The sequence below is a fragment of the Fischerella sp. JS2 genome (genome assembly GCF_032393985.1).
Classification (GTDB): Bacteria; Cyanobacteriota; Cyanobacteriia; order Cyanobacteriales; family Nostocaceae; genus Fischerella.
In genome coordinates this window covers 2,952,475-2,967,440 of sequence record NZ_CP135918.1, presented here as the reverse complement: position 1 = coordinate 2,967,440, position 14,966 = coordinate 2,952,475, and the positions used below count along the sequence as shown (strand labels likewise).

9 protein-coding genes, 1 pseudogene and 1 other annotated feature are annotated in these 14,966 nt (G+C 42.5%); of the genes and pseudogenes, 3 read left to right on the top strand and 7 right to left on the bottom strand.

Annotated features, from left to right (window positions below; genetic code table 11):
- Positions 1 to 4 precede the first annotated feature (4 nt).
- The 3 genes from rplA (at position 5) to rplL (ending at position 2,078) form a co-directional block, all read left to right on the top strand.
- Entirely contained in the window at positions 5 to 718 is a 714-nt protein-coding gene (gene rplA / locus RS893_RS12420; RefSeq protein WP_315791426.1) for a 50S ribosomal protein L1, read from the top strand.
- A gap of 68 nt (positions 719 to 786) precedes the next feature.
- Positions 787 to 975, top strand: a sequence feature (ribosomal protein L10 leader region).
- Between the two features lie 71 nt (positions 976 to 1,046).
- Positions 1,047 to 1,589, top strand: a complete 543-nt coding sequence (gene rplJ / locus RS893_RS12415; protein WP_315791425.1) for a 50S ribosomal protein L10 — start codon at positions 1,047 to 1,049, stop codon at positions 1,587 to 1,589.
- Positions 1,590 to 1,679: 90 nt separating this feature from the next.
- The gene (gene rplL, locus RS893_RS12410; RefSeq protein ID WP_009457690.1) at positions 1,680 to 2,078 is read left to right on the top strand and encodes a 50S ribosomal protein L7/L12; all 399 of its coding nucleotides are present in this window, start codon (positions 1,680 to 1,682) and stop codon (positions 2,076 to 2,078) included.
- Positions 2,079 to 2,305: 227 nt separating this feature from the next.
- On the opposite strand, the pseudogene RS893_RS12405 reads toward rplL, so the two are convergent.
- The 7 genes and pseudogenes from RS893_RS12405 to RS893_RS12375 form a co-directional block, all read right to left on the bottom strand.
- Positions 2,306 to 4,078: pseudogene (locus tag RS893_RS12405) on the bottom strand (protein kinase domain-containing protein).
- Positions 4,079 to 4,366: 288 nt separating this feature from the next.
- Positions 4,367 to 6,193, bottom strand: a complete 1,827-nt coding sequence (locus RS893_RS12400) for a protein kinase domain-containing protein (RefSeq protein WP_315791424.1) — start codon at positions 6,191 to 6,193, stop codon at positions 4,367 to 4,369.
- A gap of 204 nt (positions 6,194 to 6,397) precedes the next feature.
- The gene (locus RS893_RS12395) at positions 6,398 to 7,579 is read right to left on the bottom strand and encodes a retropepsin-like aspartic protease (protein ID WP_315791423.1); all 1,182 of its coding nucleotides are present in this window, start codon (positions 7,577 to 7,579) and stop codon (positions 6,398 to 6,400) included.
- Between the two features lie 70 nt (positions 7,580 to 7,649).
- Positions 7,650 to 8,711, bottom strand: a complete 1,062-nt coding sequence (gene mtnA, locus RS893_RS12390) for an S-methyl-5-thioribose-1-phosphate isomerase (RefSeq protein ID WP_315791422.1) — start codon at positions 8,709 to 8,711, stop codon at positions 7,650 to 7,652.
- Between the two features lie 199 nt (positions 8,712 to 8,910).
- Positions 8,911 to 10,818 carry a 1-deoxy-D-xylulose-5-phosphate synthase gene (gene dxs, locus RS893_RS12385; RefSeq protein ID WP_315791421.1) on the bottom strand — a complete coding sequence of 636 codons (1,908 nt, stop codon included), beginning with the start codon at positions 10,816 to 10,818 and terminating at the stop codon, positions 8,911 to 8,913.
- A gap of 307 nt (positions 10,819 to 11,125) precedes the next feature.
- The gene (locus RS893_RS12380; protein WP_315791420.1) at positions 11,126 to 12,082 is read right to left on the bottom strand and encodes an NAD(P)-dependent oxidoreductase; all 957 of its coding nucleotides are present in this window, start codon (positions 12,080 to 12,082) and stop codon (positions 11,126 to 11,128) included.
- Between the two features lie 122 nt (positions 12,083 to 12,204).
- Positions 12,205 to 14,922, bottom strand: coding sequence for a CBS domain-containing protein (locus tag RS893_RS12375; RefSeq protein ID WP_315791419.1), 2,718 nt, complete (start codon positions 14,920 to 14,922; stop codon positions 12,205 to 12,207).
- Positions 14,923 to 14,966: the final 44 nt, after the last annotated feature.

The following is a 14,966-nucleotide window of genomic DNA, read 5'->3' as shown; positions in this document are numbered from 1 at the left end:
AAAAATGACAAAAAGAGTATCGCGTCGTTTACAGGCGCTGTTAGAGAAAGTAGAAGATAGGGAGTATGCTCCCTTAGATGCTTTAAGTCTTTTAAAACAGACAGCAACAGCAAAATTTCCCGAAGCAGCAGAAGCACACATTCGCTTGGGAATTGATCCGAAGTATACTGATCAACAATTGCGGACAACGGTTGTACTGCCTAAAGGTACAGGACAAGAAGTACGAGTGGCAGTCATTGCTAGAGGTGAAAAAGTCACAGAAGCAACCAACGCAGGGGCGGATATCGTCGGTTCAGAAGAACTGATAGACGAAATTCAAAAAGGAATGATGGACTTTGACAAGCTCATCGCCACACCTGATGTTATGCCACAGGTAGCGAAGCTTGGTAAATTGCTTGGTCCACGTGGTTTGATGCCCTCACCCAAAGGTGGTACAGTAACATTTGACCTAGCAAATGCGATCGCAGAATTCAAAGCTGGTAAATTAGAGTTTCGTGCTGATCGTACAGGTATTGTCCATGTTATGTTTGGTAAGGCGTCATTCTCACCAGAAGATTTACTGGTAAATTTAAAAGCCTTACAAGAAACAATTGACCGTAATCGCCCTTCAGGAGCAAAAGGTCGTTATTGGCGCACAATGTACGTGTCTGCCACTATGGGGCCATCGATTAAAGTCGATATCAACGCCTTACGCGACCTAAAAACAGAAGCAGCATAAAGATAAAGTTAGTTATTGGTTATTTGTCCTTTGTCATTTGCTAATAACTAATGGCCAATAACTCACAACAAAATTAAATAACAAAGCCGGAGACAGCAGGTGCCGTTGGCTTAATATCCTGCCGAGGTTTACATCCAAATTGCTTGAATTTCTACCCTTCTTTGGTGTGGTAGTTCTGGCATCAGGAGAAGGGTAGTTGCAAATCTACCTTTCAACCAAATCCCCGGCTTTTGCAGCTGGGGTTTATTGTTTTCGGTGAGTGTTAGTAGTTGTTTGTTAGTTGCTCCAAACAACAAATAACAAAACCTTTAAAGGAGGTGAAACAAGTATGGGTAGAACTATAGAAAACAAAAAAGAGATTGTTGCTGAACTCAAAGAAACTTTGAGTCAGTCACAACTAGCGCTAGTGATTGATTATCAAGGACTAACAGTTGCCGAAATTACAGACCTACGGCGACGGCTGCGTCCAGCAGGAGCAACATGCACGGTAACAAAAAATACCCTAATGGGTATTGCCATTCAAGATGATGAAAAATGGCAACCCATGTCGGAATTGCTCAAAGGTTCTTCCGCTTTTTTGTTGGTTCAAGAGGATTTCTCGGCTGCGATTAAAGCTTACCAAGATTTCCAAAAAGCCACCAAAAAGACAGAACTACGCGGCGGCGTCATGGAAGGTCGCCTGCTAAAAGAGCCGGATGTTAAGGCACTAGGCGATTTGCCATCTAAAGAGCAACTCATGGCACAAATTGCCGGAGCAATCAACGCCCTGGCTACCAAAGTTGCCGTTGGTATCAACGAGGTTCCCAGTTCCTTCGCTCGTGCTTTGCAGGCCTATGCCGATAAAGAAAAAGGCGAAGAAGTTAGTGGTTAGTGGATAGTAGTTAGTGGTGAAAAACCAACTACTAACTACTAACTACTAACTACTAATCATTAACAAATTTAAATTACAGGAGTTATATCAATGTCTGCTGCAACTGATGAAATTTTGGAAAAATTAAAATCCCTGACTCTGCTAGAAGCCGCTGAATTGGTTAAGCAAATTGAAGATGCTTTTGGTGTTAGTGCTGCAGCACCTGCTGGTGGCATGATGATGATGGCTGCTCCCGGTGCTGGTGCTGCTGCGGCTGCTGAACCTGTAGAAGAGAAGACCGAATTTGACGTGATTCTCGAAGATGTTCCAGCTGATAAGAAGATTGCTATCCTCAAAGTCGTACGCGAATTGACCGGTTTGGGTCTGAAGGAAGCAAAAGACTTGGTAGAATCTGCGCCTAAGCCTATTAAGGAAGCTATTGCTAAGGAAGCTGCCGAAGATGCGAAGAAGCGTATCGAAGAAGCTGGCGGTAAGGCGAGTGTGAAGTAGTTATTCCAATTCGGAATTATTTGTAAGTAATATCCAGTTCGGTGAACCACTTATAATACAAGACCTCACCTCGCCTGCGGCACCCCTCTCCTTAGCAAGGAGAGGGGATGGGGGTAAGGTTAAACGGAAATAATAAGTAGCCATGCAAACTTGATATTAATTGTAGATTCCGAATTTATAAGGAGCCTATATCAGGCTCCTTTTTTAAATCTAATAAAAACACAGATTTAACACCTTCTAGCATCCGCAGGATTGACAAAATCATGTAATTTAGCATCCCAAATACTGATGTAGATAAGACCGCAATTTTGACGCACAATCTGACCTTTGAGAGAACCTATGCTAAAACGGAAATGATCCAACCGTCGCTGGATAACTTGCAGTAGCCCTTGCTTAATTTCTTCAGTTAACTTACCGTCTAACATTTGTTCTAAAGTCGTTAGTATTAGCTGAAGATCCACAGATTAAGCAAAAGCAATCTCAGTTTGACGAATTCTTCCAGAATTACGGTCAAATAAGTAGCCAAGCTGAATTTGATTTGGCACTAATATATAACTGACAGCACGAGTATTACCCCAAACACCTCTTGAATCTTGTGTTGGTCTGCCAAGGGCAGCTTCTACAGTACTTCTTGATGTACCGACAGAAAATCCCGGAAATTTGCGAATATTGGCAGTGTTAGGTGAGTGAGTGCGATGAGGGATGCTGTTATTTGGTTGAGAAACTACAGGAGCATCTTCAGGTTCTGGTGGCACAGGTGCAACTGAGGAGGGAGAAGGTGAAGAAACAGGCTGCTTGGGTGATGGCTGCGAAGCCACAGGTGTATTGCTTTGTTTAACAGTAGAATCTGTGGGTTCTGGCGATTCTGGAGGATTTGTAGTTTCAGATTTTGAAATTGGTGTAGATGTTGATACTGGTGAGTTTACAGACTCTGGCTTGTGGGTAATACTAATAATTGCTACTGTACCAATTAAGCCTGCTACAACTAGACTGCCAAGAATCCAAATTGGTTTTTGCCATTTTTTAGGAATTGGATAGGTAAGGGTATCTGGAGTGCCAGAATAAGAAGGCAATGACTGAGTTTGTAAAGATGTAGCAGTAGTGATATCTGGCGGGACTGTAGGTTGGGTAGTAGGTGTTGGTATAGAAGAGCTAGCAATTAGTTGCTGTGAAGCAGGAACAGATTGCAAGGCATGTAACATTTGGCTAGCAGTACTGTAGCGATCGCCTGCTTGGGGTTTAATTGCCCGACTTAATATCATTGCCAATTGTGGCGATACCCCAGGAGCATAATATTGCCAGAGTATTTCACCTGTTCGTGGCTCAGTTTGTAGCTGTCGGGGATGTTTGCCAGTTAGTAGATAAATTGCTGTCAATCCTAAGCTATAAATATCGGTAGCATAAACTGGGCGTCCTGTAAATTGCTCACTGGGCATATACCCTGGCGTACCCATCACTAATGACTGAGTGCTGTATCCTGAAGAATTTGCCACTGAACGGATTGTTTCCTTAACTGCACCAAAGTCAATCAATACAGGCTTGTGATTAGATGAGCGTAGAATAATGTTATCTGGCTTGATATCACGGTGGATGATGCCTTTGCTGTGGATGTAATCTAGAACTGACAGCAGACTCAATAAAATTTCTCTGACTGCGGTTTCGCTCAGTGAACCTTGAGCTTTAATAATATTTGATAAGGTTTGACCTTGAATCCATTCTTGAACTAAGTAAAATTGTCCATTCTCATAAAAGTAAGCATAGAGTTTGGGGATTTGGTCACTACCTTCGCCCAAAAACTCTAAGGTAATCGCTTCCCGTTCAAACCGTCGTTGAATTTTGTCATAAATTTTTGGGTCATTTGTTGCAGGTTTAAGTTGCTTAATCACACAACGACGACGAGATGGCAGATAAGTATCTTCTGCCAAAAAGGTTTCGCTAAAGCCACCAATACCGAGTACTTCGATCACTTGATAGCGATTGTTTAGCAGCGTCGTTGCCATGCTCTTTTGCTAGCGTTTTTCAAATTCCTCCGTAGAGGTTAGCCCTCTTCAAATGTAGCTAAATACCTATAGCTAAAGCGTCCCGAAAAAGAAATAAAGTTTATACGAGATAAAATATGTATTCTGCAAGTTGAAAACTCTACTATTAGCTAGATTAATGAAATAAACTTTTATGTCCTGATAACCTCTTATTTCTCTGCGTTCTGGTGCGCCTCTATGATTAATTTTGTTGTTCTACTTATTGCAATCAAATTATTAATTTACAAAGCCCGCACAAGCGGGCTTTTTTTAATGCAAATCTGCATCCCAGACACCAATATAAATTTGATCCTCTTGGTTGCGTTGAATCACACCTTCTACTGTGCCAACACTGAATGAGTATTGGTTAATTTGACGCTCATGCACTCGTTGCAGGGCTTTATTTATTTCACCAGAGGCATTTCCTCCCAGCATTCCTTGCAAAGTAGATTGCATTACCTGGGGTGGAACAGATTGGGCAAAGGATACTTCCGTTTGCCGTAATACCCCAGTTTTACGGTCAAATAAATAACCAAGATCAACCTGGTTTGGGTGTAAACGATAAAGATAAGCGCGGGTGTTCCATAAGCCTCGAGAAACTTTTGCGGGTTTTCCTAGTGTTGATTTCACTGTATTTTCAGAAGTACCTGTGGGATAAGCAGGAACACTAAGGCTACTAGTGTTAGCAGTGGCAACTTTGGGTTGATTTTCTGGCTGTGGGGGTGGTGTAGGTATAGCAGGAGTAGGATCTTCAGCAGGCTGTTGCTGTTCTGGTGTGGGGACTGCCGCAGTTTGAGAATCTTCTGGGACTGGTGCAAATGTTGGTGGTTGTTGCTGCGGTGCAGATACAACTGGAGGTGTAGTAGGAATAGAAGTTTCTGGTTGTTGTGGAGAGGTAGGTATTAAAGGAGGCTGGGAAGCAACAGGTGTATCGGTAGATTCAGTAGTGGGAGCTACAGATAATGGTGTAGAAGTGGGATTGGTAGCGAACGGTGATTCTGTTTTTTCTGGGACAGAGGTTGTATCAATATTTGCTTCTATTTGTGGCTGGCGAGTGATATTTGCGATCGCGATCCCAGCAACTAAGCCACCCACAACCAAACTACCAAAAATTACAGCAGGTTTTTGCCAATTGTTAGAAGTGGTAGATGCAGGGATAAAAGCAGACTTTTGGGCAGAAGCTAATGGTTGGGTTTGCTGGGTGTGTGCCACAGCAGGAGACAGGGCGATTGTAGATTGAGTTGATGAGTATGATGGTTTCGGGGGAATGGTGCTTGCAGATTGCAAAGCATGTAACATTTTACTAGCGGTGGAGTAGCGATCGCTGGCTTGAGGATGAGTTGCTTGTTTGAGGATCATCGCTAATTCTGGTGATACGCTGGGAACCAAATCCTGCCAAATGACTTCCCCTGTTTGTTGGTTAGTTGGTAACTCGTGTGGCGGTTTGCCTGTCAGCAGATAAATTGCTGTCAAACCTAAGCTATAGATATCAGTAGCATACACTGGGCGTCCTACGGCTTGTTCGCTGGGCATATACCCAGGCGTACCAATTACTAGAGATTGGGTTAAGTAATTTGGTGTAGCGATGATTGAACGTATCGTTTCTTTAACTGCGCCAAAATCAATCAGAACAGGTTGATTATTAACTGTACGAAGAATAATATTATCAGGCTTGATATCTCGGTGAATAATGCCTTTACTATGGACATAGTCTAAGACTGATAAAAGACTCAATAAAATTTCTCTAACTTGATTTTCACTGATTGGCCCTTGAGTTTCGACAAGATTTGTTAGGGTTTGACCTTGAATCCATTCTTGGACAAGATAAAATTGTCCGTGTTCGGAAAAATAAGCGTAGAGTTTGGGAATTTGGTCACTACTTTCACCTAAAAGTTCTAAGGTAGCTGCTTCCCGTTCAAACCGTTGTTGAATCATTTTGTAGGTTTGCGGGTCGTTTGTCACTGGTTTGAGTTGCTTGATCACACAGCGACGCCGAGAAGGCATGTGGGTATCTTCTGCCAAAAATGTTTCGCCAAACCCACCTGCACCAAGTACTTGGATAACTTTATAGCGATTATTTAACTGTGTTATGGTCATGCTCCAGTCAAAGTGAGCGTCTTTACAAATTTATATTAGATGTTATGGAGGCATCGCAGGCGAGATATTATGCCAACAAAATTTTTGGCGTGTGCGGATGAGGGTGGTATTGACAAACACGAATGCACACGGATGTAGACGCCCCTAAGGGCGGCTTCCCGTAGGGTACACTAATGGTTTTGGAGTCAATCCAAAATAGTCTGATTATTTCTTTGATACAGGTATTAATACTAAGCTGCCTGATTCGGTGTAGCCAAGGGGATTACGCTTACCAAAACGCCAATGTTGCTGATACCTATTGAGAACGTTTTGACCAATAATGCCTTGAATTCCTAAGACGTTAAAAATGTTATCGCTTTCTAAAATCACTGCATCAATTAGAGTAGCTTGATGTTGCTGTAAGTTTAGTTGTGATAACTTGATTTTTTGCGCTTTTTCTGTTCCACAAAATCCATTTACTTCTGTTTTGCTTAATTTAGTTTGGTCTATTTTTAGTTTTTTAGCTAATGATTTGGATATAACTGTTGTTTCAGCGCCTGTATCTAGTAGGAAATTAAAAGGCCCTTGACCGTTAATTTTAGCTTGGGCAATCATATTGCCTAGTTTGCCTTGTAGGGGAATTGCCCCTGTCACTGGTGGTGAAGGTGGTAAAAGTTGCAGTTGCAATTTTTTAGGATTAATCACAACATCAAAATTGCTTAAAAAATCTAATCCCAAAACTCCAGATGTATTGACTGGAATTGAATTTTGACCCATGCCTATGCCAAATAAACCTTGAACTTGAGCTTTATTTACAGCTAAAAGCGGCAAGCTATGGAAACTAGCTTGTACTTTTGAACAGTCATTTCCTACAACTAAATATTTGATGAAGTCGTTAGGAACAGGTGTACCCTGAAGCTTTAATTGTGTAGCTGTTTCATTGTTAATAATAGAAGCAGAGGCACCTGTATCTAAAAGAAAGGTTTTGCTTTGTCCACCGATTTGAACTGGAAGAGTAAAAACATTGGTGTTAGGAAGTAATTTGAGTGGGATGTTAGCTTGCCCTTGGCTAACAGGTTGAGGAAGGCTGACTCCGGTAGCTGCAACTAAAGCGGTAATCCGATCGCTTGCATCAGGACGAATGCTACCATCTTCTGCTAACATTGTTACCTGCAAGACGCATTGCATAGAAGCTGTTTGCAAAGCTTGCAAATTAGATGGAGCAGTGTCAGTAAATTTACTCTTAATACATTGACTTGTTTGTTGCAGGAGTTGTTGACCAAGCTGATTGGCTGGAATCTGAGCAGTGGTCGATTTTAACGTACCAAGTAATCCAGTAGTTGTAATGATAGTTACACTTGTTTTTAGTAAATATCGTGTCCAGTTGGCTTTGCATTTAATCTTCATAAGCAAGCGATCGCATTTGTTGTCATCAAATCTCCCTTGTCTCCTGCAATTAGATTTTATTTGGAAGTCCTTAAGCTGCTTTTCTGGCTTCTAGTTGTTTTAACTCACTGGGGGCAAACACACCATTCTCAGTAATGATGGCTGTAATTAATTCTGCTGGGGTGACATCAAAAGCAGGATTGTAGAATTCCACACCTTCAGGCGTCAAAATAGTATCATCAATTTGGTAAATTTCTCCTGGGTGGCGCTCTTCAATTGGAATTTGGCTACCATCACCTAAGTCAAAATCTACAGTAGAAAGGGGTGCAGCAACAAAGAAAGGAATGTTATGTGCTTTGGATACTAATGCTAAACTATACGTACCAATTTTATTTGCCGTATCTCCATTAGCGGCAATTCTGTCAGCACCTACAACGACAGCATGAATTAAACCTTGTTTCATGCAGTGGGCAGCCATACTATCAGTAATTACCGTAACCGGAATGCTTTCTTGTACACATTCCCAAGCTGTGAGTTTTGCACCCTGCAATCTGGGTCTAGTTTCATCGGCAAATAAGCGTGCCAAGCGTCCTTCTCGCCAAGCAGAACGTACTACACCCAAAGCTGTACCGTAACCTGCGGTTGCTAATGCGCCAGCGTTACAGTGGGTGAGCAAGGTTAGTTGTCCTGGTTGAGTAGGTAAGGCTTTTAAGCCATTGTCACCGATATCTTGGCAAGTTTGTAAATCTTCAGCATTGATAGCTTGGGCAGTTTGGAAGAGAGCTTTTCTAATCTCATCTACTGTACCAATCGTTTCATAGGCTACTTTCATCATCCGGGAGATTGCCCAAAATAAATTGACTGCTGTGGGGCGGGTAGAACGCAGCATTTGGGCGACATTTTCCAAGTGGTGCAAAAACTCATCTCGGTTGTCTGTATGAATTTCTCTCGCACCAAGATAAATGCCATAGGCAGCAGCAACACCAATCGCGGGCGCACCCCGGACAATCATGGTTTTGATGGCAACTGCCATATCTTCACTGCGACTAATTTCTACAAATGCATACTCATTTGGCAAACGCGTTTGGTCAATCAGCGAAACTGAGTCGTTGTGCCAGATGACAGGGTATACTTGGTTAGTTTGAAACATCATAATTCTTTGCAAGTTATAGGGAATAGGGAACGGAGAAAGGGGAGGAACTCGGGGTCGCCACGGTCGTAGGGAGTGGGATAAGGGGCAACGGGGATTGGGTATTGCTTGGGTATTGGTTATTCTTTGCGTCCGGTGCGTCTCCCCTATTCCCCTGCTCCTCTGCTCGGTGTCCCCTTTCCCTTGTTTGAGGTTAATTTTATTACATAACTGCGGATTTTTGCTGATTAAAGAAAGCTTGTAAAACCTTTTCAGCAATTTGTGGACTTGTTAAACCCAATTCAGCTTTAGATTGATTTGGTTCGGCATGTTCAACTAACACATCTGGTACACCAACTCGCTTGATTGGCACGACAATATCAGCATCTAACAATGCTTCAGCTACTGCGGAACCAAAGCCACCCATCACACAGCCTTCTTCCAAGGTAACAACACGTTCAATTTTTTGTGCAAGAGGGAAAATTAATTCTGTATCTAGAGGCTTGGCAAAGCGGGCATTGACCACGGTAGTTTCAATCCCATGTTCACTAAGAATTTCTGCAACTTGCATGGCTGGATTTACCATTGTGCCATAGCCCAAGATAAGTAAATCATCTCCATGACGGAGAATTTCAGCTTTACCTATTTCCAAGGGTTCCCAGCCTTCTTCCATCAAGGGGACACCATAGCCATTACCACGAGGGAAACGCATAGCGATCGGTCCAGTAGTATGGTTCACACCTGTAACGACCATGCGCTGGAGTTCAGCTTCGTCCTTGGGTGCCATCAATACCATGTTGGGAATACAGCGCAGATAGGCAATATCATACATCCCTTGGTGGGTAGGGCCATCAGCACCAACAATTCCTGCACGATCCATACAGAAGAACACAGGTAAGTTTTGGATGCAAACATCGTGGATGATTTGGTCGTAGGCACGTTGTAGGAAAGTAGAATAGATTGCAGCAACAGGACGCATACCTTCAGCTGCTAGTCCGGCGGCTAGGGTGACGGCATGTTGTTCGGCAATACCTACATCTATATATTGATTGGGTAGCTTTGCTTGCAGTTTGTCTAAACCAGTTCCCGTTGCCATTGCGGCAGTAATACCGATAATTTTTGGGTTTTGTTCGGCAAGTTTGACTAAGGTGTGGGCAAATACTTTTGAGTAAGCAGGAGGTTTGGGTTTACTGGAAGGGATAGCTTTACCAGTAGTCAAGTTAAAGGGAGATTGGGCATGATAACCAACTTGATCTTGTTCAGCAATTTCATAACCTTTGCCCTTTGTCGTTGCCACATGCACTAATACAGGTCCAGTAATTTGATGTGCCTGTTGGAAAGTAGCAATCAATTCTTCTAAATTATGCCCATCTACTGGCCCCATATAGGTAAAGCCAAGTTCTTCAAAAACAGCACCCACTTTTGGCACAGCTAGCCGCTTCATTCCTTCTTTAATGCGTCCTAGTTCAGGAGAAAGAGACTCACCCACAAAAGGAATTTGCTTAAATTGTTCCTCAAAACTATCTTTGAAAAATTGCACTGGGCCGCTAAGACGCATTTTGTTAAGGTAGCGGGGAATAGCCCCAACATTGGGAGATATGGACATTTCGTTGTCATTAAGGACAACTAATAAATTAGTTTTCGGTAGGTGTCCCGCGTGGTTGATGGCTTCTAATGCCATACCGCCAGTCAATGCCCCATCACCGATAATAGCAACAACTTTAAATTTTTCTCCTTTGGCATCTCGCGCTAAAGCCATACCTAAAGCTGCGGAAATACTGGTAGAAGCATGTCCAGCGCCGAAATGATCGAATTTGCTTTCACAGCGCTTGAGATAACCAGCAATTCCATCTTTTTGCCGTAGAGTATGGAAATTACTGTAGCGTCCTGTAATCAGTTTGTGGGGATAGGCTTGGTGTCCGACATCCCAAATGACTTTATCACGGTCTAAATCTAGTGTTTGATATAGACCTAAGGTCAACTCTACAACACCCAACCCTGGTCCTAAATGCCCTCCAGTCGATGCTACGGTTTGCAGATGCTTATCCCGAATTTGGCGGGCAATCTGTTGCAACTGGCGAATTGATAAACCGTGCAACTGGTTGGGATGAGTGATTTCGCTCAAATGCATACTATAGCGTTTTCCTCTCTAGATCTTATATACTGATTTTCCCACGCTAGGGTAATGACCGACTTTAAGCAAATTTTCTTAAAACTCTGGGATTCTTAACGAATTTCGCCATGAATGATGAATTGCTGCTTTAATGAACAGTGAAAAATAAAATTATCATCATCCGTATACCCTACGGAAAGCCGCGCAAAGCGCGTCTACATCTGTGTGCATCGGTGTTCGTAATTATTTTCCCTGCAACTTCGCCACAATCTTAAAAAACTCGACCACAGATAAACACCAATACACACCGATGAAAATACAGAAGTTACCGATAACTTTGCACACCACTAATTCGTAGAACATCGCTAATAGTAGCGCAGTAATTCGGTAAGCCAAAACTATCAGGATTGACAAATTTTTGATAAGTAAAATGCCGATATTTCATACAAAATCTATCCCAAGCTGCCATTCGGATGCGAAATAAGACTATTAATAAGTTAGCTAATGAAAAGGACAAAGGCATACGAAAGTAAATTTTTTTGCCTAGATAAGCGCACACTTCTTCTATTGCTTGGTTGGCGGTTAATGGTGCTTGACCTAAAACTAATTGCCTGCTTTCATTTTCTTGAGGCGGATTGTCTATCAAATAGCATACGACTGTGGCAATGTCTCGAGCATGAATAAAGTGAAAACTACCGTCTGCTTGAAAAAAACGAATGAAATCTATGTATTTTTTAACTTCAGGAATGCCTGGTGTTAGGTGCGAATAGGGTTTATTATCATCGCCACCCAAAACTAACGTGGGGAAAACTTCTGTGATTTTAGGTGCGATCGCTAATTTCCCAATTTTCTGTAAGCAATCATATTTAGAACGGATATAGTCTGTACCCAGTTCTCCGGCTTCTTTAAGTGGTTGGTTTTTGCTGTCTAAAACACTTGCGGTCGAAAAATAAATTACCTGTTCACAGATAGTTGGATCTAAATAACTCAGTAATTCTAGAGTTTTGACGACATTAACATCAAATGTTGCCGCCCCACCCCAAGCTGTAGCTGTCAATACTGCGACATCTATTGTTTTCAGCAAGTCCGCAAATTGCCGAATTTGTTGCATATCACCTTGCAAGACTGTGATACCCGGACGAAATTGCGTATCAATTTTTAATTTCTCTGGGTTCCTAACTAGAAGATATAACTCGTAGTCTGTTTCTTGAATTAATGCTTCACTAAGATAGTGACCAATACAGCCACTTGCACCGGTCACAAAAATTCGCTTTTTGGTCATAATAATTTTGTTGTCAGTTGTTTGTTGTTTGGATTTTACTGGAATAGTTGTTTATTGACGGTTATTTGTTTCCGCATAACTAACACCTAACAACGCAGTGGAACCAACTTCAACCCAATAATCTACTGAGAATAGTGCTGTGTCAAAAATTTCTCTGCTTGAGTGCGATCGCGAATCTCTTCATCTAATGTTGCAGCTAGTAGATCATCTAGCATTTGCCGATACTGTGGCCCGGGTTTGTAACCAAGTTTTTTCAAATCATTACCATTTAAAATAGGCTGAATATGGACCCAAACTGTTAAGTAATGCCACAGGATCTTTCTAATAGATCGGGAACTATGTAAAGCCACTAAGATCAGTATTGGCAAGTCGTAGGCTCTTAACAACTTCACCACTTGGCTTTTGAGTTGGCAAGTGGGTAAAGCATTTGTGATCTCAGCTTGTGCTTGAGCTAATTTTTCCAAGCGTTCAATGCTATCTTCCTGTAATTGCAGATTCTTTGCCACCTTTGCCCGGTATTCTGGGGCGAGGTAAGCGATCATCGCTTCTAGGCGCATTTGCCAGTGAGTTAGCAAAGTTTGTTCAGTATCAAATTTGCGTAAACAGCGTTCTAGCAACCGTAATTGTCGCAATAACTTTTCGTCTAGTGTTTTCAGACTCGGATGAATACACTGTAACGCCCCCAAATCTCCGAGTAACTCTAAAGCAGCTTGCCAATAGGTTGCTTCCAGGATGTGTTTAATTTCTGCTTTCAGACGGGTTTGCAGTGCAGGGGTTTTATTATTTTCTTTGGTAGTGCGATCGTAAACACCACTGTTGATCGCATAACGGATATATTCTTCTGTTTGCGGTTCAATTTTAAATCCAAAGCGTACAGCAAAGCGCACACCCCGGTAAATGCGGGTGGGATCTTCAATAAAGCTGTTGGCGTGTAAAACCCGAATTTGCTTTGCTTGTAAATCTAGCAAACCACCAAAAAAATCTAGGAGTTTGCCAGCACGAGGAGGCGTAAGTCGCAGTGCTAAGGCATTGATGGTAAAATCACGCCGATACAAATCTTGGCGAATAGAACTTGCTTCGACTTCAGGATTTGCAGCTGGGTAAGGATAAAACTCTGTTCTAGCAGTGGCAATATCTACCCATAAAGAATCTAATTCTGGATCTTTGTGCCAAAGTAAGGCAGCAGTTTGAAAAGCACCGTGAATCTCTAACCGTGCTGCTGGGTAAAGTTGCTGGAGTGCCTTGGCTAACTCTACACCTGCACCGACATCTGCGGCTTTGTGAAACCCATCGACTACTAAGTCGATATCTTGGATTAACAAGCTACCAGATGCTTCTTTAGCTAGGAGTAAGTCGCGTACTGCTCCCCCTACTAAATATAAATGCCAGCCCCGTTGCTTAGCTTGGGCAGATGCTTTGGTGAGTAATTCCCAAAGTTTCGGATTCAGGCGATCGCGCAATTCTCCCAATGTCGGAATCTCAACATCATCTCCTTCTGTTCCCTTTTCCCTTCCTCTCCCCTTCTCGCTATCATTTTGCTGATGCAACTCCCGCAAAACATCTGTGCGGGTGACTATACCTACTAATTGCCCGTGTTCTAATACAGGCAATCGTCCGATATCATAAGTCACCATTAATGACTCGATTTCTGGCAAGGTGGTATCAGGGCTAATTGTTTTCAGGTTGATCGTCATGTAACCTTTGACAGGTGCATGACTAAAGCCGTGATGTAAAGCAATATCTATATCCCGACGCGAGATAATACCTAGTAGTTTGCCTTGGGCATCGACTACAGATAAACCAGAGTGTCCGTAGCGTAACAAAATTCGCTGTGCTTCCTCGATTGTGGTATCTGGACGAATCGTACGAACCGGGGATGACATCAAATCTCGTGCTGTGGGTGGATGGGGAATTTGCGCTTTTAACCCTTCTAATAGTTGATTGAGTATTTCTTGGCAATTTACACCCCGCAGATTCAGTGATGTTGCTTGCGAATGTCCACCGCCACCAAATGGTTGAAAGATTTGGTTGAGGTTGACATCAGCAATTCGTGATCGCCCAATTACTGTGAAGCGTGAATCACCTTCTCCCACACCATATTTGTTCGCCAACAATAAAGCATCTATTTCTGTCAACTCCATCAATTCGGAGGCTAAGCTCGATAAACCTGGTACATAACCATCAGTTACCAGTATTACCCAAGCTACAGTGGAACCTCGCATGCATAAATATTGCAAATCGTCAAGCGCTTCTGATAATAACTGCTGTAATTGTGGAGACAAGCCAGGTTCTACATACTCAGCAACAACTGATAAATTAGCTCCTTGCTGCATCAGCCAAGCTAAGGCGAGGGCATCCCGTGGTGTAGTATGGTCGTAGGTAAGGGAACCTGTGTCAACATGGATACCCAATGCCATAGCTGTTGCTTCTGCTGTCGATAGGGAAATTTGCTGTTTTTGCAATTCTTCCACTATCACAGTTGTGGTAGCGCCTACAGGGGCAATATGTAATTTTGTTGCAGAAATATCACCATGTTGTTCGAGGTGATGGTCATAAACTGTGATTTCTTTAAGATGGGGTAAATCTAACCATTCTGCTGCTTTACCCAAGCGATCGCGATATTGAGTGTCTACCACAGTCAAAGAACGAATTTTTTTCGGATTGACAGAACGCCGTTCAATCAACTGATATTCATCGCGATATAATGCCAAAAAATCCCGCACTGGTGGGTGAGCGCCGCCTGTTAATACAATCTTGCTACCTGGGAGCAAACGTGTCAGCCCTATGGCTGCCCCCAAGGCATCAAAATCAGCCGTTGTATGACAAAGAATTAGATCCATAGTTTAGTCATTAGTCATTAGTCATTTGTCAATGGTCAATAGTC

Bases quoted from the DNA above. Each gene is read 5' to 3' on its own strand.
- rplA (WP_315791426.1), top strand. From the start codon at position 5: ATGACAAAAAGAGTATCGCGTCGTTTACAGGCGCTGTTAGAGAAAGTA.
- rplJ (WP_315791425.1), top strand. From the start codon at position 1,047: ATGGGTAGAACTATAGAAAACAAAAAAGAGATTGTTGCTGAACTCAAA.
- rplL (WP_009457690.1), top strand. From the start codon at position 1,680: ATGTCTGCTGCAACTGATGAAATTTTGGAAAAATTAAAATCCCTGACT.
- RS893_RS12400 (WP_315791424.1), bottom strand. From the start codon at position 6,193: ATGACCATAACACAGTTAAATAATCGCTATAAAGTTATCCAAGTACTT.
- RS893_RS12395 (WP_315791423.1), bottom strand. From the start codon at position 7,579: ATGAAGATTAAATGCAAAGCCAACTGGACACGATATTTACTAAAAACA.
- mtnA (WP_315791422.1), bottom strand. From the start codon at position 8,711: ATGATGTTTCAAACTAACCAAGTATACCCTGTCATCTGGCACAACGAC.
- dxs (WP_315791421.1), bottom strand. From the start codon at position 10,818: ATGCATTTGAGCGAAATCACTCATCCCAACCAGTTGCACGGTTTATCA.
- RS893_RS12380 (WP_315791420.1), bottom strand. From the start codon at position 12,082: ATGACCAAAAAGCGAATTTTTGTGACCGGTGCAAGTGGCTGTATTGGT.
- RS893_RS12375 (WP_315791419.1), bottom strand. From the start codon at position 14,922: ATGGATCTAATTCTTTGTCATACAACGGCTGATTTTGATGCCTTGGGG.